The organism is Salmonella sp. 32010601201800023SM (assembly GCF_017572235.1).
Taxonomy (GTDB): Bacteria; Pseudomonadota; Gammaproteobacteria; order Enterobacterales; family Enterobacteriaceae; genus Salmonella; species Salmonella enterica.
In genome coordinates, this window is sequence record NZ_JAGEQS010000001.1 from 663298 (window position 1) to 682170 (window position 18873).

The 18873-nt window shown below is 52.2% G+C and carries 16 protein-coding genes; 7 read left to right on the forward strand and 9 right to left on the reverse strand.

Going from position 1 to position 18873, the window contains the following annotated elements; genetic code table 11:
- Positions 1-7 precede the first annotated feature (7 nt).
- Positions 8-241, forward strand: a complete 234-nt coding sequence (locus J4617_RS03375; protein WP_000018720.1) for a YdcY family protein — start codon at positions 8-10, stop codon at positions 239-241.
- A 4-nt stretch (positions 242-245) separates the two neighbouring features.
- Here the strand turns inward: J4617_RS03375 and J4617_RS03380 are convergent, their stop codons facing one another.
- Together J4617_RS03380 and mddA are read right to left on the reverse strand one after the other, a co-directional pair.
- Entirely contained in the window at positions 246-695 is a 450-nt protein-coding gene (locus J4617_RS03380; RefSeq protein ID WP_001076571.1) for a DMT family transporter, read from the reverse strand.
- Positions 695-1210, reverse strand: a complete 516-nt coding sequence (gene mddA / locus J4617_RS03385; protein WP_000155373.1) for an L-methionine sulfoximine/L-methionine sulfone acetyltransferase — start codon at positions 1208-1210, stop codon at positions 695-697. The genes J4617_RS03380 and mddA overlap by 1 nt, the downstream gene beginning before the upstream one ends.
- A 223-nt stretch (positions 1211-1433) precedes the next feature.
- Between mddA and J4617_RS03390 the strand changes: the two genes are divergently transcribed.
- Together J4617_RS03390 and mcbR are read left to right on the forward strand one after the other, a co-directional pair.
- Positions 1434-2471, forward strand: a complete 1038-nt coding sequence (locus tag J4617_RS03390; RefSeq protein WP_017465903.1) for an NADP-dependent oxidoreductase — start codon at positions 1434-1436, stop codon at positions 2469-2471.
- 333 nt (positions 2472-2804) lie between these two features.
- Complete coding sequence (mcbR, locus tag J4617_RS03395; protein ID WP_001119592.1) at positions 2805-3470, forward strand: colanic acid/biofilm transcriptional regulator McbR; 666 nt, start codon at positions 2805-2807, stop codon at positions 3468-3470.
- Between the two features lie 55 nt (positions 3471-3525).
- On the opposite strand, the gene pqqU is transcribed toward mcbR, so the two are convergent.
- On the reverse strand, positions 3526-5646 hold the full coding sequence (gene pqqU / locus J4617_RS03400) for a TonB-dependent receptor PqqU (RefSeq protein WP_017465902.1): 2121 nt from the start codon (positions 5644-5646) through the stop codon (positions 3526-3528).
- Between the two features lie 263 nt (positions 5647-5909).
- Here pqqU and J4617_RS03405 point away from each other — a divergent pair, with 263 nt between their 5' ends.
- Both J4617_RS03405 and J4617_RS03410 read left to right on the forward strand, forming a co-directional pair.
- Complete coding sequence (locus tag J4617_RS03405; protein ID WP_000550636.1) at positions 5910-6971, forward strand: YncE family protein; 1062 nt, start codon at positions 5910-5912, stop codon at positions 6969-6971.
- A gap of 144 nt (positions 6972-7115) precedes the next feature.
- Positions 7116-7337: a YgdI/YgdR family lipoprotein gene (locus J4617_RS03410; protein WP_000732362.1), complete on the forward strand. Its 222-nt coding sequence runs from the start codon at positions 7116-7118 to the stop codon at positions 7335-7337.
- 76 nt (positions 7338-7413) lie between these two features.
- On the opposite strand, the gene ansP is transcribed toward J4617_RS03410, so the two are convergent.
- Positions 7414-8907 (reverse strand): L-asparagine permease, encoded by a 1494-nt coding sequence (ansP, locus tag J4617_RS03415; protein ID WP_000857101.1) that lies wholly within the window; start codon positions 8905-8907, stop codon positions 7414-7416.
- A 507-nt stretch (positions 8908-9414) separates the two neighbouring features.
- Between ansP and steA the strand changes: the two genes are divergently transcribed.
- Together steA and nhoA are read left to right on the forward strand one after the other, a co-directional pair.
- Complete coding sequence (steA, locus tag J4617_RS03420; RefSeq protein WP_017465901.1) at positions 9415-10047, forward strand: type III secretion system effector SteA; 633 nt, start codon at positions 9415-9417, stop codon at positions 10045-10047.
- A 281-nt stretch (positions 10048-10328) separates the two neighbouring features.
- Positions 10329-11174, forward strand: a complete 846-nt coding sequence (gene nhoA, locus J4617_RS03425; protein WP_017465900.1) for an N-hydroxyarylamine O-acetyltransferase — start codon at positions 10329-10331, stop codon at positions 11172-11174.
- Positions 11175-11209: 35 nt separating this feature from the next.
- Here nhoA and J4617_RS03430 read toward each other — a convergent pair whose 3' ends face one another.
- The 5 genes from J4617_RS03430 to J4617_RS03450 all read right to left on the reverse strand — a co-directional run bounded on the left by J4617_RS03430 (position 11210) and on the right by J4617_RS03450 (position 18862).
- Entirely contained in the window at positions 11210-12103 is an 894-nt protein-coding gene (locus J4617_RS03430) for a PhzF family isomerase (protein WP_000804283.1), read from the reverse strand.
- Between the two features lie 105 nt (positions 12104-12208).
- Entirely contained in the window at positions 12209-12889 is a 681-nt protein-coding gene (gene narI, locus J4617_RS03435) for a respiratory nitrate reductase subunit gamma (RefSeq protein WP_000617106.1), read from the reverse strand.
- Positions 12886-13581 carry a nitrate reductase molybdenum cofactor assembly chaperone gene (narW, locus tag J4617_RS03440; protein ID WP_001166287.1) on the reverse strand — a complete coding sequence of 232 codons (696 nt, stop codon included), beginning with the start codon at positions 13579-13581 and terminating at the stop codon, positions 12886-12888. The genes narI and narW overlap by 4 nt, the downstream gene beginning before the upstream one ends.
- Positions 13581-15125 (reverse strand): nitrate reductase subunit beta, encoded by a 1545-nt coding sequence (gene narH / locus J4617_RS03445; RefSeq protein WP_000702603.1) that lies wholly within the window; start codon positions 15123-15125, stop codon positions 13581-13583. Before narH ends, narW begins: the two co-directional genes overlap by 1 nt.
- Entirely contained in the window at positions 15122-18862 is a 3741-nt protein-coding gene (locus J4617_RS03450; protein ID WP_001748399.1) for a nitrate reductase subunit alpha, read from the reverse strand. The genes narH and J4617_RS03450 overlap by 4 nt, the downstream gene beginning before the upstream one ends.
- Between the last annotated feature and the right edge of the window lie 11 nt (positions 18863-18873).

Sequence of the window (18873 nt, forward strand, 5' to 3'; positions counted from 1 at the left end):
AGAGCTTATGTCGCACCTGGAGGAAGTGAGCGCCCGCGTGGATGCCGCCATCGCGGAGAGCGTAATTGCCCATATGAATGAATTGCTGATTGCCTTGAGCGATGACGCTGAATTACGTCGCGAAGATCGTTATGTGCAGCAGCAGCGTTTACGCACGGCTATCGCGCATCACGGCAGGCAATATCAAGAAGATCGGGACGCGCGCCGCGAGCAGCTCACCAAAGGCGGCACGATCCTGTAACCCATTAAAACTGGCGCTTCGCAATCAGCCATGCGCCAATGACCAGCAACAGCGCGCCAAACGCCGGCCCGACCATTGCGCGTAACGTGACGCCGTGGCTACGCGCGATATCCAGCGCCAGTCCGCCGATTAACTGGCTGGCGACCAGTACCGCGATAGTCGTCGCGGCGCCAACGTTCTGATACCCGCTAATGCTGGCAAATACAAAAAATGACCCCAGCAAACCGGGGATCAATGTCCACCAGCGAACGCTGGCGACCAGCTCGCCGAAGCCCGTAGCGCCTTGCTTAAACCACAATATCGTCACAAATAAAACGATCCCTACCAGCGAGTTCAACAGCATAGCGATCAGAATCGTCGATGATGTCTGCGTAATACGCACCATAATACTGTTTTGTACCACCAGCCCGACGCCGGCGGCGATCAAAAAGATAAGCGTCAGCGACTGGTTCATCAGCAGGCGTCCGGCGCGGCGTGTTCATCAAGCTGGAGCTGCATAAACGTAAGATCTAACCAACGGCCAAATTTTACGCCGACCTGCGGCATTTGCGCGGTGACGGTAAACCCCAGCGAATGATGCAGGCGTATCGAGGCGGCATTCTGTGACTCAATACCGGCCACCATCACATGCTTGCCGCAGCGTCGGGCTTCGTCGATCAGTCTGCTGAGCAGCTTTCGCCCCAGTCCTTTCCCCTGGTGCGCCGGATGAACATAAACCGAGTGCTCGACGGTATAGCGAAAACCGTCGAAACTGCGCCAGTCGCCAAATGATGCATAGCCAGTCACCACGCCATTTTCTTCGCTTACCAGCACCGGATAGCCCAGTAATTGACGGGCCTCATACCAGGCAAGGCGATTATCCGTATCGACCGTCCGATCATTCCAGATGGCCGCAGTATGTAATACCGCATGGTTATAGATTTCGGTAATCGCGGCGCAGTCTGCTTTATCGGCAAAGCGAATCGTCATAGGGAACCCCAGGGAATGTTTACGATAGTGTTAGAAATACTATTGAAGGCGGCATAAATCAACGAATTAGCGCAAGAATTCATATTTAGCGAGAGGGGGAAGAAAGTCGTTCATAAAAGCGTCCCGCGGTGAAAGCAGCCTGATATCTGAGAGTGTTTAACTCCCTCAGATAGCGAATGTTCGACTATTATTGATGGATTATGCCAGGCATGAGGAGAATAGAATGAAGCAACAGACCAACCGAAATCGTCGTTGGGTTTTGGCCTCGCGTCCCCACGGCGCGCCGCAGATGGATAACTTCCGCCTCGAAGAAGATGACGTCGCGACGCCCGGTGAAGGGCAGGTGCTATTGCGTACCGTTTTTTTATCACTCGACCCTTATATGCGTGGCCGCATGAGCGATGAACCCTCTTATGCGCCGCCTGTTGAACCTGGCTGCGTTATGGTTGGCGGTACGGTTAGTCGCGTTGTCGCGTCAAACCATCCTGATTACCGACCAGACGAATGGGTGTTGAGTTACAATGGTTGGCAGGATTATGACATTTCAGATGGCGAAGGGTTGGTAAAGCTGGGTGATAATCCGCAACATCCTTCCTGGTCGCTGGGTATTTTAGGAATGCCGGGGTTTACCGCCTATATGGGGTTACTGGATATCGGCCAGCCGAAAGAGGGCGAAACGCTGGTTGTCGCCGCCGCCACCGGCCCCGTAGGCGCAACGGTTGGGCAAATTGGCAAGCTGAAGGGCTGCCGGGTCGTGGGTATTGCTGGCGGCGCGGAAAAATGCCGCCATGCGACAGACGTTTTGGGATTTGATCTGTGCCTTGATCATCACGCTGATAATTTCCCACAACAGCTTGCGCAGGCCTGCCCGCAGGGTATCGATATCTATTATGAGAATGTCGGCGGTAAAGTCTTTGACGCCGTCTTACCGCTACTGAATACGTCGGCGCGGATTCCGCTCTGCGGTCTGGTCAGCGGCTACAATGCGACAACGTTGCCGGACGGTCCAGACAGACTGCCTCTGCTGATGGCGACATTACTTAAAAAGCGTATTCGTCTGCAAGGTTTTATCATCAACCAGGACTATGGTCACCGGATACATGAGTTTCAGCAAGAAATGGGGCGTTGGATCAAAGAAGGGAAAATACATTATCGGGAACAGATTACTGATGGGCTGGAAAATGCGCCAGAAGCGTTTATGGGGCTGCTGGCGGGGAAGAACTTTGGCAAAGTCGTGATACGTTTAGCGGACGATGCGTAAAGAAAAAATGGCGGCATTATGTCGCCATAAAAATGTGCAAATTTTAAAATTCCGGCTTTACTTATATTCATCATTCAGATCGCGGTGGGGCAGCTTATCTCGCTCAGCGGCCTGAACCGGTCAAAAATCTCGATACATGAAGGAATGACGGAGATAAAACGGTTGCCATAAAGAAACCTGTATTGTTGTAAAAGATGAGAATATCACGCAAGTAAATTATCACTTTTATTTATTTGGCCGTTCAGGCCTGGATTATCTTTTTTACAATTAAGTTCCGAAACTTCTTCGGGACTCGATTGCGATGTTGTTCTGCCAAGAGGTGAAGGAAGGAAAATGCCGGGTACGGAAAAAACACAACATATAAGCCTGACCACACAGGTTGAAAATCGGTTAAAGCATCAATTGTCTATTGGCGCATTAAAACCAGGCGCAAGGCTTATCACTAAAAATATCGCTCAAGAGTTAGGCGTCAGTATTACGCCAGTGCGTGAGGCCCTGTTAAGGCTGGTCTCTTCCAGTGCTTTGGCGGTGGCGCCAGCACAGGCGTTTATGGTGCCGGAGATCTCGCTGGAAAGTTTGCTGGAAATTAATACGATTCGTACTGCCCTGGAGGAGATGGCGGTGGTCGCCGCTGCGGGTAAGATTACCCCGGATCGTGAGCAGACGCTGAATGCGCTATTAGATGAATTTCAACAGGCGCTGGAAAGTGGCGTTATGGAGAAAATTCTTTTGGCCAACCGCGCATTCCGCTTTGAGATCTACCACTACGCGGATATGCCAACCCTGTATGCCATGATCGAGCAATTATGGGTACGCCTGGGGCCAAGCCTGCATTTTTTATATGATAATTTTAAACTTGATGATTATCAAAACGGCGTTAATCTGTACAGAAAATTGCTTAATGCGTTAGTGACTGGTGATAAAGAAGCCAGTCGCCACTGCCTACAGAACGTTTTGCAACAAAACGTAGCGACGATTAAAAATCAGTACTTCATGTAACTTTCATGAAACTATGACTAATCAATAGCGGGGATGCCCCGCTATTGCCGGATATTTATTCAAATTGCCATGCCAGATTAATCCCCACGCCATAGTTACGTCCTGGCGCTGGCTCATAATATCGGCCATTAGATTCATTAACGATCACCGAACCGATATATTCTTTATCAAATAGATTATCTACCCGCCCAAAAATATCGACGGTAAGCTGACTGTAATTAAATTTATACCCTGTATTTAGTCCAACAACGGTATACGAAGGCGCTTTGGCGGTATTTTCATCATCGGCCATGATATCGCCCATATACCGAATGTCTGTTCCGGCGTACCACCCCTCATCCGGGATAAAACCTAATGAGGCGAATCCCATATTACGGGCGATGCCGGGCATTCGGTTTCCATCACAGTTTTGCCCCTGACAAACGTTACTGCGATAGGTCGCATCCAGCCAGGTCCATGATGCTTTCACCCGCCAGTCGCCGGCGAAGCGCTGGTCCAACGCGAGTTCTGCGCCCTGGCGGCGCGTTTTGCCCGCGTTTTTGTAGGTAGTGCGTCCTCCCATACTACTGGCGACGACAATTTCATCATCGGTATCGGTTTGAAATAACGCGGCGGTCAACAAGCCATTGCCAATCCGCGTTTTACTGCCGACTTCCACCGTATCATTGGTCGACGGTTTGAGGTCAAAGTTGAACCCGCTTTGGCCGTCAGCGCGATAAGAAAGTTCATTGATAGTGGGAGTTTCAAATCCACGACCGGCAGCAAGATAGAGATTCCAGGCGTCAGTTAACGCATATTTTAGCGATCCGGCGGGTAGCCAGTGGTGATAGCTGGCGTCGCCGCTGTCATCGCCATTGCCGGGCGCGATATAGTGATCGTTAGAATCGAACCACACGGAACTGTAGCGCACGCCAGCATCCAGCGAGAGTTTTTGCGTAAGCTGCCACTGGGTTTGCAGATAAGGATCGACATTCCACATCAGGTTACGCTCATCCCGCCGTAAATCGCCTTTATGCCCGAACTCAGGGGTGCCGTTGTTGAGACGGAAATTATTGTAACCCTTGCGGTTTTCGCTCATGTTTTCATAGTTTAACCCGCCAGTGAAGGTGACCGGCACACCTAATTCTCCCCGGTGAGTCCAGCGGGAATCAATTCCCTGATAGTGGCGTTGCAGTGTAATTACGCCGCCAGCCTGGGCTGGTTTTAGCTGTGCCACCAGGGGAATAGACTGGTATTGCGTGGTTTCCCGCTCTCCGGCGTAGGCCATCACGCTGATATCATCCTGCGCGCTGAGCTGACGTTCATAACGCAATCCTGCCTGAGTTTGTTTGATGGTTTTACGCGTATTGTACTGTTCAGCGCGCGGCGCCTGTTGCGGATCGGCTTTCCATTCAGATTCGGTAAGTCCGCCGGGATCGTCCGCCTTAATGTCCACACTATTAAAAATCAGCGAGAGTTTACTGACATCGTCAAGGCGCACGCCCAGTTTGGCATTAGCCAGATTTTTTCGCGCGCCGCTGTGATCGCGGTAGCCGTGGGTGGTGAAACGGGTAGTCGATACCGTGTAATCCACGTCGCCTGGCTGTGTGCCGTCACCCATCGCGCCCGTGGCTTTTAGCCCATAGCGCCAGCTTCCATAACTGCCGTAGTAGCTGCTGGCCTCAAGGGTGGGCGGCTGTCTCCCGGTTTCGGTGGTGACATTTATTACGCCGCCGGAAGCATTGCCGTATAGCGCTGAGAAGGGGCCGCGTAACACTTCAACGTCTTGTATGCTGTTAATATCAATATTCGAAATCTGGCCTTGTCCATCCGGCATGGTGGCGGGAATGCCATCAACATACAGACGAATGCCGCGCACGCCAAAGGCGGAACGCGAGCCAAATCCACGGATAGAGATTTGCAGATCCTGCGCGTAGTTCTGCCGGTTCTGCACCTGCAATCCCGGGACGCTGGTTAAAGTCTCAGATAAATTAACGCGCGGCGTCGCCAGACGCATGTCTTCTCCCTCAATGACGCTAACGGCGGCAGGTGTATCCAGTTCGGATACGGTTTGCGGCGTTGCGGTGACTATCATGGTTTGTTCATTGGGCGCGCTGGCGGCCTGAAGGACCGGGGAGAAGGTCAGAGGCAATAAGAGGGCGGGATAAAGTCGCTGTCTAACGGAAATAATTTTCATGAAAATGCCGGATAAATGTAAGCGTATCAACGGAAAACGTGACATTAAGGGTAGTCAATATGTAAAGTTTTGAAATTTTAATCGCACATTAAGTTAAGAAAATGTGCGTTATTTAAGAGCCATGACATTCGCAGGCGAGGAAAAGCTCCACTTTCTGATAAATAATGATTATTATTCTCAACTTATAATAAGTGCGGAACGAAGATCCCGCGCAGTGAAGTAGTGTGAAGCAGCTATACACGTTTTTATCAAAGGGAGTCGTCATGCACTTACGTCATCTTTTTTCGCCGCGCCTGCGTGGTTCTTTATTGTTAGGTTCGCTCCTCGTCGCATCCTCATTTAGCACGCTGGCGGCGGAAGACATGCTGCGTAAAGCGGTAGGCAAAGGCGCTTATGAGATGGCCTGGAGTCAGCAAGAAAACGCGCTCTGGCTGGCTACATCGCAAAGCCGTAAACTGGATAAAGGCGGCGTAGTTTATCGTCTCGACCCGGTGACGCTGGAAATCACGCAAGCGATTCATAACGATCTCAAGCCGTTCGGCGCCACCATCAATGCCGCGACCCAAACGCTGTGGTTTGGCAATACCATTAACAGCGCTGTTACCGCGATTGATGCCAAAACGGGTGATGTAAAAGGTCGTCTGGTACTTGATGCGCGCAAACGTACTGAAGAGGTTCGTCCGTTACAGCCCCGTGAGCTGGTTGCCGATGCGGCGACCAACACGATCTACATTAGCGGTGTTGGTAAAGAGAGTGCTATTTGGGTAGTGGATGGCGAAACCATCAAACTGAAAACGACGATCGAAAATACCGGCAAAATGAGTACGGGTCTGGCGCTCGACAGTAAAGCGCAACGCCTGTACACCACCAATGCGGATGGCGAATTTATCACCATCGATACCGCCAGCAATAAAATTCTCAGTCGTAAGAAGTTGCTGGATGACGGTAAAGAACACTTCTTTATTAACCTTAGTCTCGATACCGCAGGTCATCGCGCGTTTATCACCGACTCGAAGGCGACTGAGGTTCTGGTTGTCGATACCCGTAATGGCAATATTCTTGCCAAAATCGCGGCGCCTGCTTCTTTGGCCGTCCTGTTTAACCCGACACGTAACGAGGCGTATGTGACACATCGTCAGGCAGGTCAGGTCAGCGTGATCGATGCGAAGACCTATAACGTTGTTAAAACGTTCGATACGCCGACGTACCCGAATAGCCTGGCGCTATCGGCAGACGGTAAAACGCTCTACGTCAGCGTGAAGCAGAAATCGACACGTGAACAGGAAGCGACGCAGCCGGATGATGTTATTCGCATTGCTCTGTAAATAGGGTATGGAGGGGGAAACCCCTCCAGTCATCTCTTTAAACGCACCGATACGCCTCGTTACACCCCGCCGATAGCCTGATGATTCTGTGAGAATTACACTGCCTTTTTGCTGTAGTTAACTCATTATATTCACGAGGAAAATATGAAAAAGTTATTTATATGCTCAGGTTTGGGCATGATGTTTTTTATGCTTGCGGGTTGTACAACCAACTATGTGATGACGACGAAGAATGGGCAAACGATCGTAACTCAGGGTAAGCCGCAGTTAGATAAAGAGACGGGGATGACCAGTTATACCGATCAGGAAGGCAACCAGCGGGAAATTAACAGCAATGATGTGGCGCAGTTGATTAAGGCTGACTAAGCATTGGGCGCGATGCGGTGTTGGCGGCAACGCGCATTAAACCCGGCAGGCCTGGGGCTGCCGGGGAAGGGGAATGTTATGTCGCTGCTTCTTCTTTCAATACGACACTCTCTGTCGAATCCGCCGTCACTGGCGCAGTGCGATGGATCTCCGCCACGCGACGTCGCACGCCAAACCAGCCGGCGACCAGCAGAATAGCGATCAGCGGCAACGAGGCGATAGTATAAGTTCCATTCGGGTAGTCAAACGCCATGAGTACCAGCACGCTTAGTAAAAACAGCAGTGTTAGCCAGGAGGTAAAAGGCGCGCCGGGCAGTTTAAAACTGACGTCTGCGGCTTTGCCTTCTTTTATCGCCTGGCGTAAACGCATCTGGCACACCATGATAAACGCCCATGACGCGATAATGCCGAGCGAGGCAAAATTAAGAACGATCTCGAACACGCGGGAGGGGACCAGGTAATTCAGGAACACGCCGACCACGTAAACCACCAGAGTCGCCAGAATACCCGCATAGGGCACATGCTGACGGCTCATTTTCGCCATGAATTTCGGCGCGGAACCCCCCATCGACATTGAACGTAAAATTCTCCCCGTACAGTAAAGCCCGGAGTTCAGGCTGGAAAGCGCGGCGGTTAACACCACGATATTCATAATACTGCCGATATAAGGCACGCCAAGTTTAGAAAAGAAGGTGACAAACGGACTTTGCCCCGCCTGGTAGGCGTTCCACGGCAGCAGCAAAACCAGCAATACGACCGATCCTACATAGAAAAGACCAATACGCCAGATCACGCTATTGATGGCTTTTGGCACCATCTTCTGTGGATCTTTGCACTCCCCAGCGGCGGTACCGACCAGTTCAATCGAAGCAAAAGCGAACACCACGCCCTGAATCAGTACCAGCGCGGGCAACAGGCCGTGCGGGAAAAAGCCGCCATTATCTGTAATCAGGTGAAAACCGGTGGCATTACCCTCAAGCGGTTGACCGGTACCGAGAAAAATCGTGCCTACCACCAGGAAGATAACAATGGCGAGTACTTTTATCAGCGCGAACCAGAACTCCATTTCGGCAAACCATTTTACGCCGATCATGTTCATGGTACCGACAATGGTTAACGCGCCGAGCGCGAACACCCATTGCGGAACGTCGCCAAATGCGCCCCAGTAGTGCATGTATAACGCCACTGCGGTGATATCGACGATCCCGGTCATCGCCCAGTTAATAAAGTACATCCAGCCTGCGACGTAGGCCGCTTTTTCACCCAAAAATTCACGGGCGTAGGAGACGAAGCTCCCGCTGGAAGGGCGATGCAATACCAGTTCGCCCAGCGCGCGTAAAATGAAAAAAGAAAAAATGCCGCATATCAGATAGACCAGCGCCAGTGCCGGTCCGGCCATTTGCAATCGGGCGCCTGCACCTAAAAATAAACCGGTGCCAATCGCGCCGCCGATAGCAATCATCTGAACCTGACGATTCCCCATCGCTTTGTGATACCCCTCTTCATGGGCGTTCAGCCAGCGTCGTTTCGCCGCATGTTGTTCTGCGGCGTGCGTAGTCTGTGTTTTCATTACGTTACCTGTTATAGCCTGTCCTGACAGAAAAATTCCTTATGCCGCGACGGGCGCTCACCAATCGATTGCCTGCAATGGCGAATGCCGCTTTTCCCTGATTCTGTGACAGGGATAAAACCGCCGGCGGAGCATCCTACCTGCAATTGTTAAATGACGCAAAACATACGGAAAGAAGAAAATGAGAATGTCGAGTTTATTTGTGTGGTCAGATGTGGTGCGGTGTGGTCACGATTCAGCCAGATAAGACGCCAGCACAAATCGGCAGTGATTGCTTTGCGCAATAATTAATCAGGATTAATCCCTACGGGGATTTAATAGATATGACCTCGAACGGTAAATCACCTGACGATATTGAAGCAGCATAAGATAAGGCCGTTGCGCCTGTTATTCTCATTTTCTCCTGAAAATGTATGCCTTTGAGCAATTTTGTTGATTGACATATCGTCATAATGAGAGAGGAGTAGGACATATAAAGCTATTGAGCAAAATTTGAAGAAGTAGGATATGCCACATACATCAGTTTCTACCTATGCCAGAGCTTTATCAGGAAATAAGCTACCTCATGTTGCTGCAGGAGATTATGAAAATAAATTATCAACAAAAATCCTGAAAGGCATCTTGTATGTGCTTACAGCAGGATTAGCCTACGGATTTACAAGAGTAATTGAACATTATTGTAATGTTACGCCTAAAGTTGCGGAGTTCTGTGCCAATGCAGGGAATATCCATAATCACCTTGCTGATGCTGTACGTGATGGACTGTTTACTATAGATGTCGAGCTTTCTGATGGTCGGATGTTAACATTCGAACAACTCTCGCTGATAGCTGAAGGTAAGCCAATCGTCAGGATATCGGATGGCAAGCATACCGTTGAGGTTGAGGGGACCTTTGAAGAGATTTGTATGAGACTGGAAGAGGGCTTTTTTGAAACGCCAGCGTACTATGATTATGATATTGATGAAAAATATAAAACCGTCAGAGAGCGAATGGCAGCATATAATGCCTTACCTCAGGCATTAGGCGCCATTCCGTGTTTAGAATATTATATCGCTCGGGCCAGCAACATGCAGGAGGCGAAAGCGCAATGGGCGGCCGACATAAAAGCTCGCTACCATAACTATTTGGACAATTATTAAAAAGCGTTTATGTTTAGCCAGTTTTGTTAGAAATCAGACTCGCTGAGCCGGCGTTAAAAATTTTAACACGCCGCTATTTTGGCGGCGTGTCGCAAAGAGATTCTCAGAACCGATTTCCGTTGTACGCCAAAATCCCACGTACCTCCGGCGGCTGTAGCCGGCCTGTCTTATTTTTTCAAAAGTATCCAACGCTATTCCACGGATAGGGTATCCTGTTGCGCAGCGATATCCGCCTCAGCCTGTGTGCCGAACGCAAGCATTAATGTTAATGGAAGCCTCAGATGACCTCTTTTTTACATGCTTATTTTACGCGATTACATTGTCAGCCGTTGGAGGTTCCTACGGTTGAAGCGCTCAGAACGCTTCACTTAGCGCACAACTGCGCGATTCCTTTTGAAAATCTGGATGTGCTACTGCCTCGTGAAATACAGCTCGATGAGACGGCATTAGAGGAGAAACTGCTTTATGCCCGACGCGGTGGATACTGTTTTGAACTGAATGGCCTGTTTGAACGTGCGTTACGCGACATCGGTTTTAACGTCCGAAGCTTATTGGGGCGGGTCATTCTGTCTCATCCCGCCAGTTTACCGCCACGCACGCACCGTTTGCTGCTGGTTGATGTTGAGGATGAGCAGTGGATCGCGGACGTGGGGTTTGGCGGCCAAACGCTAACCGCGCCGCTTCGTCTGCAGGCTGAAATTGCTCAGCAAACGCCGCATGGCGAATACCGCCTGATGCAGGAGGGGAGCACATGGATTTTACAATTCCGCCACCATGAGCACTGGCAGTCGATGTACTGTTTTGATCTGGGGGTGCAGCAGCAGAGCGATCATGTGATGGGCAATTTCTGGTCGGCTCACTGGCCGCAATCCCATTTTCGTCATCATTTGTTGATGTGCCGCCATTTGCCTGATGGCGGCAAGCTGACATTAACGAATTTCCACTTCACGCGTTACCACCAGGGACATGCCGTTGACCAGGTCAATGTACCGGATGTACCGTCGTTGTATCAGTTACTTCAGCAGCAGTTTGGTCTCGGCGTAAATGATGTAAAGCACGGTTTTACCGAGGCGGAGCTGGCCGCGGTAATGGCTGCATTTGATACCCATCCGGAGGCGGGAAAATAATTTTTTGCCGCGAGGATTAGCGGGCCTGACAAAGATTAAAAAGTAATGGCCCATTCGGCATGAAACAGAATGACCGCCTGGCCGGAGATGGTGACGTTTTCCGGCTGGTTATCGCGAATGGTGACGGTAACATCAACAGTACCCTCTTTGCCTAAAGCGCGCCCCTGATGGCCTTGAATCTGCAGCGTTTTACCGTCATGCGCCATCAGACCATGATGGACGAGCCATGCACCCATCGGGCCATTGGCGTTTCCCGTTACCGGATCTTCCACAATCCCTATCGCCGGGGAAAACATTCGCCCATCGGTTTCGTTTTTTCCCGGACGAATCTGGAAAGGAAAAAAGCCGTTACAGCCAATTTGCTGGCTGATTGCCGTCAGGGCTGCCAGATTCGGAGAAAGGGCATCAATATCAACGTCTGGTTTGAGCAGGATCATCACTTTTGCATGTCCTGTTGAAGCCACCTGAATTGGCGCTCCCGGCACGATATCATCTTCAGTCAGGTTCAGTGCGGTGATGATGGCAGCCCGAATCTCTCCGACTAGCGGTGGTTCAAAAGAGGGCTGACCTTGTTCCAGCGTGATGCGATAGTCGTTGTGTTCGGCATGAATTTCAACGCGATGACGGCCCGCTAACGAGGTTTGCCAGACGGTGGTGTTTCCCAACCCCAGTACCGTTGCCCGAACATAATGCGCGGCCACGGTGGCATGACCACAGATGGGGACTTCTACTGTCGGTGTAAAGTAGCGTATGCGCACATCACTCTCTTCGCTTTTTAGCAAAAAGGCGGTTTCCGAGTGACGAAGTTCACGGGCAATCAGCTGCATCTGCGCGTCGCTTAGCGTATCCGCATGTAAGACAACGCCAGCAGAGTTGCCGCGAAAGGGTTCGCCGGTGAAGGCGTCAACATGGTAAATCTGCGGTTTCATTGATGTTCTCCTTTGACTGAAGAATCATCATAGCCTGTGCGTTGCCGAATGACGACGCCCAGGCGTTTTTCTTTGCCCGGTAAGCGTATCCCCGGGCAAAGAGAATTAGCGGCGGGTACGAACAATCTGGTAGCGACGGGTGAAATACTCAAACGGCGCGCTCCAGACATGAACCAGACGGGTGAACGGGAAGAGCAGGAAAATAGTCATTCCCAGCACCAGATGAACGCGGAAAACAAACGCCACACCGCTCAGCATTTCCGAAGACCCGCCGCGGAAGGTGACAATACTTTGCGCCCAGCCCACCAACTTCATCATTTCGCTGCCATCTGGATATTGCGCCGAAAACGGAATGGTGCTCAGGCCAAGCAGGCACTGAATCAGCAAAATGCTCATGATGATAATATCTGGTGTAGTGGATGTCGCCCGCACACGCTGATTGGTCAGACGACGCCACAGTAATCCCGCGCCGCCGATCAACGTTAATACGCCGCACACGCCGCCGAGGATCATCGCCATCTGCTGTTTTACCGCAATCGGCAGGAACCAGGCATACATCCAGTGTGGCGTCAGCATCCCAAACAGATGGCCAAAAAAGATCCCCAGAATGCCAATATGGAACAGATTCGACCATATCACCATCCCACGCTTATCCAACATCTGGCTGGACGACGCGCGCCAGGTATATTGTCCGTAGTCATAGCGCAGCCAACTGCCGAGGAAGAAGACCGTGGCGCAAATATAGGGGTAGATATCGTAAAAAAAGACGTTCAGGTACTGTATCATTTCGGGCCTCCCGCGCTGACGTCGACGTACTGCGGCGCCGCGTCCTGGCTAAAGCGTCGTTGATAATGGTGTAACGGTGAACTGTCACAGGTCGTGGCGTTATCTTCGATAAACTTCACCTGTTCTTCTTCCCAGACGGCATCCAGTGCCTGACGGGTATCATCCCGCGATTCCTGAACAATCTGTTTGGTGACACTGTCACTTGTAAGCGTACTGCCCGCCAGCGTCAGCAGGGCGTCAAACAGTTGATACCACGGCGCTCCTCGCTGTTTCAGACGACCGCCCAGTAGCGCCAGAATAGGGGCAATATTCTGTAATCCCTCGCGCGCTTCCGCTTCCGGCAACACGCTTAAGTATTCCAGATAGAGCGGCAGGTGATCCGGCAGTTCGCGGCAGTTGAGCTGCAGGCCCACGGTTTCATACTGGCTTAACAAATCGACCATCGCCTGGCCGCGATCGCGGGACTCCGCATGAACATGCTCGAATAACAGCAATGAAGTGGCGCGCCCGCGGTCAAACACTTCACACCATTCTGCTTGTTTATCCAGTAACGGCGCATAAAGCAGCTCGCGAGTGAAGTCGGCCAGCATTGGCGCATCGTGTTGGATAAGGGCAAGCGCTTCATCCCGACATTCCCACAACTCGTCGTCCGGATACTCCATCAACAGGCCAATCGCTTTGAGGATTTGCATTATTCCCCCTCCGCTTTATCACGTACTTCGGTGATATTGATGGCATCAATACGGCTACTGTTGAACAGGTTGAATTTGGTATCCGAGCCGTGACAACCGTCGCCAAAAGTAAAGCCGCAGCCGTTGCGCTCCGGAAAGGCATCGCGCGCCATTTCCCGGTGGCTGGTGGGAATGACAAAACGATCTTCATAATTGGCAATCGCCAGGTAGCGATACATCTCTTCAACCTGTTGTACGCTCAGACCGACTTCGTCAATGGCGCGGGTATCCGTCACGCCTTCAACCGTCTGCGAGCGCATGTAGTGGCGCATCGCCATCATCCGCTTTAGCGCCCGAATGACCGGGCCGGTATCGCCCGCGCTGAGCATATTGGCCAGGTACTGGACCGGAATACGCAGCGTCTCCACCGCCGGCAGAATATTGCCATTGTGCGGCAACCCGCCCGCGTCGGCGTATGACTGGATGGGCGATAGCGGCGGTACGTACCAGACCATCGGCAGGGTACGGTATTCCGGGTGCAGCGGAAGCGCCAGCTTCCAGTCCATCGCCATTTTGTACACCGGCGACCGTTGGGCGGCGTCGATGACGTTTTGCGGGATGCCCTGTTTAAGCGCCTCTTCGATGACCGCCGGATCGTGCGGATTGAGAAACACATCGCACTGACGTTCATACAAATCTGTCTCGTGTTCGGTACTGGCCGCTTCTTCAATCCTGTCGGCGTCGTAGAGCAGAACGCCAAGATAACGGATGCGCCCGACGCAGGTTTCCGAGCAAACGGTCGGCTGGCCGGATTCAATACGCGGATAGCAAAATATGCATTTCTCAGACTTGCCGCTCTTCCAGTTAAAGTAGATTTTTTTGTATGGGCAGCCGCTGATACACAAACGCCAGCCCCGGCATTTATCCTGGTCGATTAGCACGATGCCGTCTTCTTCACGCTTATAAATAGCGCCACTTGGGCAGGTGGCAACACAACTGGGGTTCAGGCAGTGTTCGCACAGGCGCGGCAGGTACATCATGAAGGTGTTTTCGAACTGACCGTACATCTCCTTTTGTATGTTGTCGAAGTTGCGGTCGCGGGCGCGTTTTTCAAACTCGCCGCCGAGCAGCTCTTCCCAGTTTGGCCCCCAGATCACCTTGTCCATCCGTTTTCCGTCAATCAGTGAACGAGGACGGGCAGTGGGCTGATGCTTACTCTCCGGCGCTGTATGTAAATGCTGATAATCGAAGGTAAAGGGTTCATAGTAATCATCGATTTGCGGAATCACCGGGTTGGCGAAAATTTTGCTAATTACCCCCATTTTGCCGCCCAGACGGGGCCTTATCTTGCCATTAACATCACGAACCCAACCGCCTTGCCACTCCTGCTGGTCTTCCCAGTTTTTGGGATAGCCGATGCCCGGTTTAGTTTCGACGTTATTGAACCATGCGTATTCCATCCCTTCACGTCCGGTCCAGACGTTTTTACAGGTGACGGAGCAGGTGTGACAGCCAATACATTTATCGAGATTCAGTACCATCCCAACCTGTGAGCGTATTTTCATTTTTTCGCCTCCTGTACCTGATCCCGGCCCTCATCATCCAGCCAGTTAATGTTTTTCATTTTCCTGATCATGATGAATTCATCGCGATTCGAACCCACGGTTCCGTAATAGTTGAAGCCGTAAGCCAGTTGCGCATAGCCGCCGATCATATGCGTCGGTTTTGGACAGACCCTGGTCACGGAGTTATGGATCCCGCCGCGCATCCCGGTGACTTCCGAACCCGGAATGTTCATAATCCGCTCCTGGGCGTGGTACATCATGGTCATACCCGGCGGGACGCGCTGGCTGACCACCGCACGAGCGGTAAGGGCGCCATTAGCGTTGAAGGCTTCAATCCAGTCGTTATCTTCAATACCCAATTCACGGGCATCGGCTTCGCTGATCCAGACAATCGGCCCGCCGCGCGACAAGGTCAGCATCAGCAGGTTTTCGCTGTAGGTGGAGTGAATTCCCCATTTCTGGTGCGGCGTCAGGAAGTTAAGCGCTTTTTCCGGGAAACCGTTGGGCGGAATTTCTCGCATTTTGCTGACGCTGCGGGTATCAATCGGCGGACGATATGCCACCAGGCTTTCGCCAAAAGCGCGCATCCACGCATGATCCTGATAGAGTTGTTGCCGCCCCGACAACGTGCGCCACGGGATCAGTTCATGTACGTTGGTATAGCCGGCGTTATAAGAGACATGTTCGCTTTCCAGTCCTGACCAGGTCGGGCTGGAGATAATTTTGCGCGGTTGCGCCTGGATATCACGAAAGCGAATTTTCTCATCTTCTTTATTGATGGCCAGATGGGTGTGCTCGCGCCCGGTCATCTCGCCCAACGCCTGCCAGGCTTTCACCGCCACCTGACCGTTAGTTTCGGGCGCTAAGGCAAGAATCACTTCCGAAGCATCCAGCGCGGTGTCTATTCGCGGACGTCCTTTCGCCGGGCCATCGTGTTTGGTGTAATTGAGCTTACCGAGGAAATCGACTTCATCTTGCGTATTCCAGGCAATCCCCTTACCGCCGTTGCCTAATTTATCCAGCAGGGGACCCAGCGAGGTAAAACGTTCATAGGTGGCCGGATAATCGCGTTCAACCACGACGATATTGGGGGCGGTTTTGCCCGGAATAAGTTCGCACTCGCCTTTACGCCAGTCGAGAATATCAAATGGCTGCGCCAGTTCCGCCGGGGAATCATGCTGGAGCGGGTGTAGCACCACATCGGTTTCCTGTCCGAGGTGTCCGACACACACTTCAGAAAAGACGCTGGCGATACCTTTGTAGATCTCCCAGTCGCTTTTGGATTCCCAGGCAGGATCGACCGCGGCGGAAAGGGGGTGGATAAACGGATGCATATCCGAGGTATTCATATCGTCTTTTTCATACCAGGTGGCGGTCGGCAAAACGATATCGGAAAACAGACAGGTACTGGACATACGGAAATCAAGCGTGACCAACAGATCGAGCTTGCCCTCAATCGCGGCGGACTGCCATTCCACCTCTTCAGGCTTAATTCCTTCGCTGGAACCCAGCGCTTCGCCCTGAATACCGCTGTCGGTGCCCAGCAGATATTTGAGCATGTACTCATGACCTTTCCCGGAGGAGCCGAGCAGGTTAGAGCGCCAGACAAATAAATTTCGCGGGTGATTATGACCACTGTCAGGCTGTTCGCAGGCAAAACGGATAGCGCCTGATTTCAACGCCTGCACGGTATAATCCGCCGCAGACAGCCCGGCTTTATCGGCGCTCGCTTTCACGCTGAGCGGGTTAAGATTAAGCTGCGGCGCCGAGGGTAGCCAGCCCATACGTTCCGCGCGCACGTTGAAATCGATCAGGTGTCCGGAAAATTTAGCCGGATCGGCCAGCGGCGACAGCAACTCTTGCGCAGTCAGTTTTTCATAGCGCCACTGGCTGGCATGGTTGTAGAAAAACGAGGTACTGTTCATCTGACGCGGCGGGCGATTCCAGTCCAGCGCGAAGGCCAGCGGCAGCCAGCCGGTTTGCGGCCGCAGCTTTTCCTGGCCGACATAGTGCGCCCAGCCGCCGCCGGTTTGTCCAACACAGCCGCAGAACACCAGCATGTTAATCATCCCACGGTAATTCATATCCATGTGATACCAGTGATTCACTCCCGCGCCGAGGATGATCATTGAGCGACCGTGAGTTTTATGGGCGGTCTCGGCAAATTCACGCGCAATAGTTTCGATATGTCGACGCGGCACGCCGGTAATCTGTTCGCCCCAAGCCGGCGTGTAGGCTTTTACGTCGTTATAATTATTGGCGCTATGGCCGTCATCCAGACCACGATCCAGCCCATAATTAGCCAGCACCAGATCGTAAACGCTGACGACCATCCGCTCGCTACCGTCCGCCAGAGCCAGGCGTTTCACCGGTAACTGACGTACCAGCACCGGTTCCTGCCGCACGCTGCGGAAATGTGGGTTTTCGTTGCCGCCAAAATAGGGGAAAGCGACACCCGCCACGTCATCATGCTGACCAAGTAAAGAGAGCGACAGTTCAGTTTCGACGCCTGCCGCCACCGGTTCCAGGTTCCATTTTCCCTTTTCTCCCCAGCGAAAACCGATAGAACCATTGGGCGCGACCAGTTCGCCCGTACTGTTGAGCGCGACGGTTTTCCATTCCGGATTATTGGCTTCTCCCAGTCCATCCACCAGATCCGACGCGCGCATCATACGCCCCGGTACATAACTGCCGTCTGCGCGCTCATCCAACAGGACCAGCATTGGCATATCGGTATAACGGCGGCAATAGTTAAGAAAATAGTCGCTGGGATTATCGAGATGAAACTCTTTTAAAATAACGTGACCCATGGCCATCGCCAGCGCGCTGTCGGTACCTTGCTTTGGCGCCAGCCACTGATCGCACAGTTTAGCGACTTCGGAATAGTCCGGGGTGATGGCGATCGTCTTAGTGCCTTTGTAGCGCACTTCGGTAAAGAAGTGGGCGTCCGGGGTACGCGTCTGCGGCACGTTAGAGCCCCAGGCAATAATGTAGGCTGAGTTATACCAGTCGGCGGACTCCGGCACGTCAGTCTGCTCGCCCCAGGTCATTGGCGACGCGGGTGGAAGATCGCAATACCAGTCATAGAAGCTCAGACAAGTACCGCCAAGCAATGACAGATAACGTGTTCCGGCGGCGTAAGAAACCATCGACATTGCCGGAATAGGTGAAAACCCCGCCACACGATCCGGACCATAGGTTTTGATTGTCCAGACGTTAGCAGCGGCAATGAGCTGATTCAGCTCTTTCCAGTTCGAACGAATAAAGCCGCCATGTCCGCGCACCTGTTTGTAACTTTGGCATTTTTGCGGGTCGTTCATTATAGATTCCCATGCCAGTACCGGATCGCTGTGCCGGGAAAGGGCCTCGCGCCACAGTTCTATCAGCCGCTTACGCACCAGAGGGTATTTCAAACGATTGGCGCTATAGAGATACCAGGAGTAGCTGGCGCCGCGCGGGCAGCCGCGCGGTTCATGGTTCGGTAAATCGGGACGCGTGCGCGGGTAGTCGGTTTGCTGGGTTTCCCACGTCACCAGACCATTTTTGACATAAATTTTCCAACTACAGGAGCCCGTGCAGTTGACGCCGTGGGTTGAGCGCACGATCTTATCAAACTGCCAGCGCTGGCGATAACTGTCTTCCCAGTCGCGGTTGGTATGCATCACCTGACCATGGCCGTCGGCAAAGGTATCGCCTTTTTGTTTAAAGTAACGAAAGCGATCCAACAGTTTACTCATGACATTTCTCC

Bases quoted from the DNA above. Each gene is read 5' to 3' on its own strand.
- J4617_RS03375 (WP_000018720.1), top strand. From the start codon at position 8: ATGTCGCACCTGGAGGAAGTGAGCGCCCGCGTGGATGCCGCCATCGCG.
- J4617_RS03405 (WP_000550636.1), top strand. From the start codon at position 5,910: ATGCACTTACGTCATCTTTTTTCGCCGCGCCTGCGTGGTTCTTTATTG.
- narW (WP_001166287.1), bottom strand. From the start codon at position 13,581: ATGCAAATCCTCAAAGCGATTGGCCTGTTGATGGAGTATCCGGACGAC.
- J4617_RS03380 (WP_001076571.1), bottom strand. From the start codon at position 695: ATGAACCAGTCGCTGACGCTTATCTTTTTGATCGCCGCCGGCGTCGGG.
- mddA (WP_000155373.1), bottom strand. From the start codon at position 1,210: ATGACGATTCGCTTTGCCGATAAAGCAGACTGCGCCGCGATTACCGAA.
- steA (WP_017465901.1), top strand. From the start codon at position 9,415: ATGCCACATACATCAGTTTCTACCTATGCCAGAGCTTTATCAGGAAAT.
- mcbR (WP_001119592.1), top strand. From the start codon at position 2,805: ATGCCGGGTACGGAAAAAACACAACATATAAGCCTGACCACACAGGTT.
- J4617_RS03450 (WP_001748399.1), bottom strand. From the start codon at position 18,862: ATGAGTAAACTGTTGGATCGCTTTCGTTACTTTAAACAAAAAGGCGAT.
- narH (WP_000702603.1), bottom strand. From the start codon at position 15,125: ATGAAAATACGCTCACAGGTTGGGATGGTACTGAATCTCGATAAATGT.
- J4617_RS03410 (WP_000732362.1), top strand. From the start codon at position 7,116: ATGAAAAAGTTATTTATATGCTCAGGTTTGGGCATGATGTTTTTTATG.
- J4617_RS03430 (WP_000804283.1), bottom strand. From the start codon at position 12,103: ATGAAACCGCAGATTTACCATGTTGACGCCTTCACCGGCGAACCCTTT.
- nhoA (WP_017465900.1), top strand. From the start codon at position 10,329: ATGACCTCTTTTTTACATGCTTATTTTACGCGATTACATTGTCAGCCG.
- pqqU (WP_017465902.1), bottom strand. From the start codon at position 5,646: ATGAAAATTATTTCCGTTAGACAGCGACTTTATCCCGCCCTCTTATTG.
- narI (WP_000617106.1), bottom strand. From the start codon at position 12,889: ATGATACAGTACCTGAACGTCTTTTTTTACGATATCTACCCCTATATT.
- J4617_RS03390 (WP_017465903.1), top strand. From the start codon at position 1,434: ATGAAGCAACAGACCAACCGAAATCGTCGTTGGGTTTTGGCCTCGCGT.
- ansP (WP_000857101.1), bottom strand. From the start codon at position 8,907: ATGAAAACACAGACTACGCACGCCGCAGAACAACATGCGGCGAAACGA.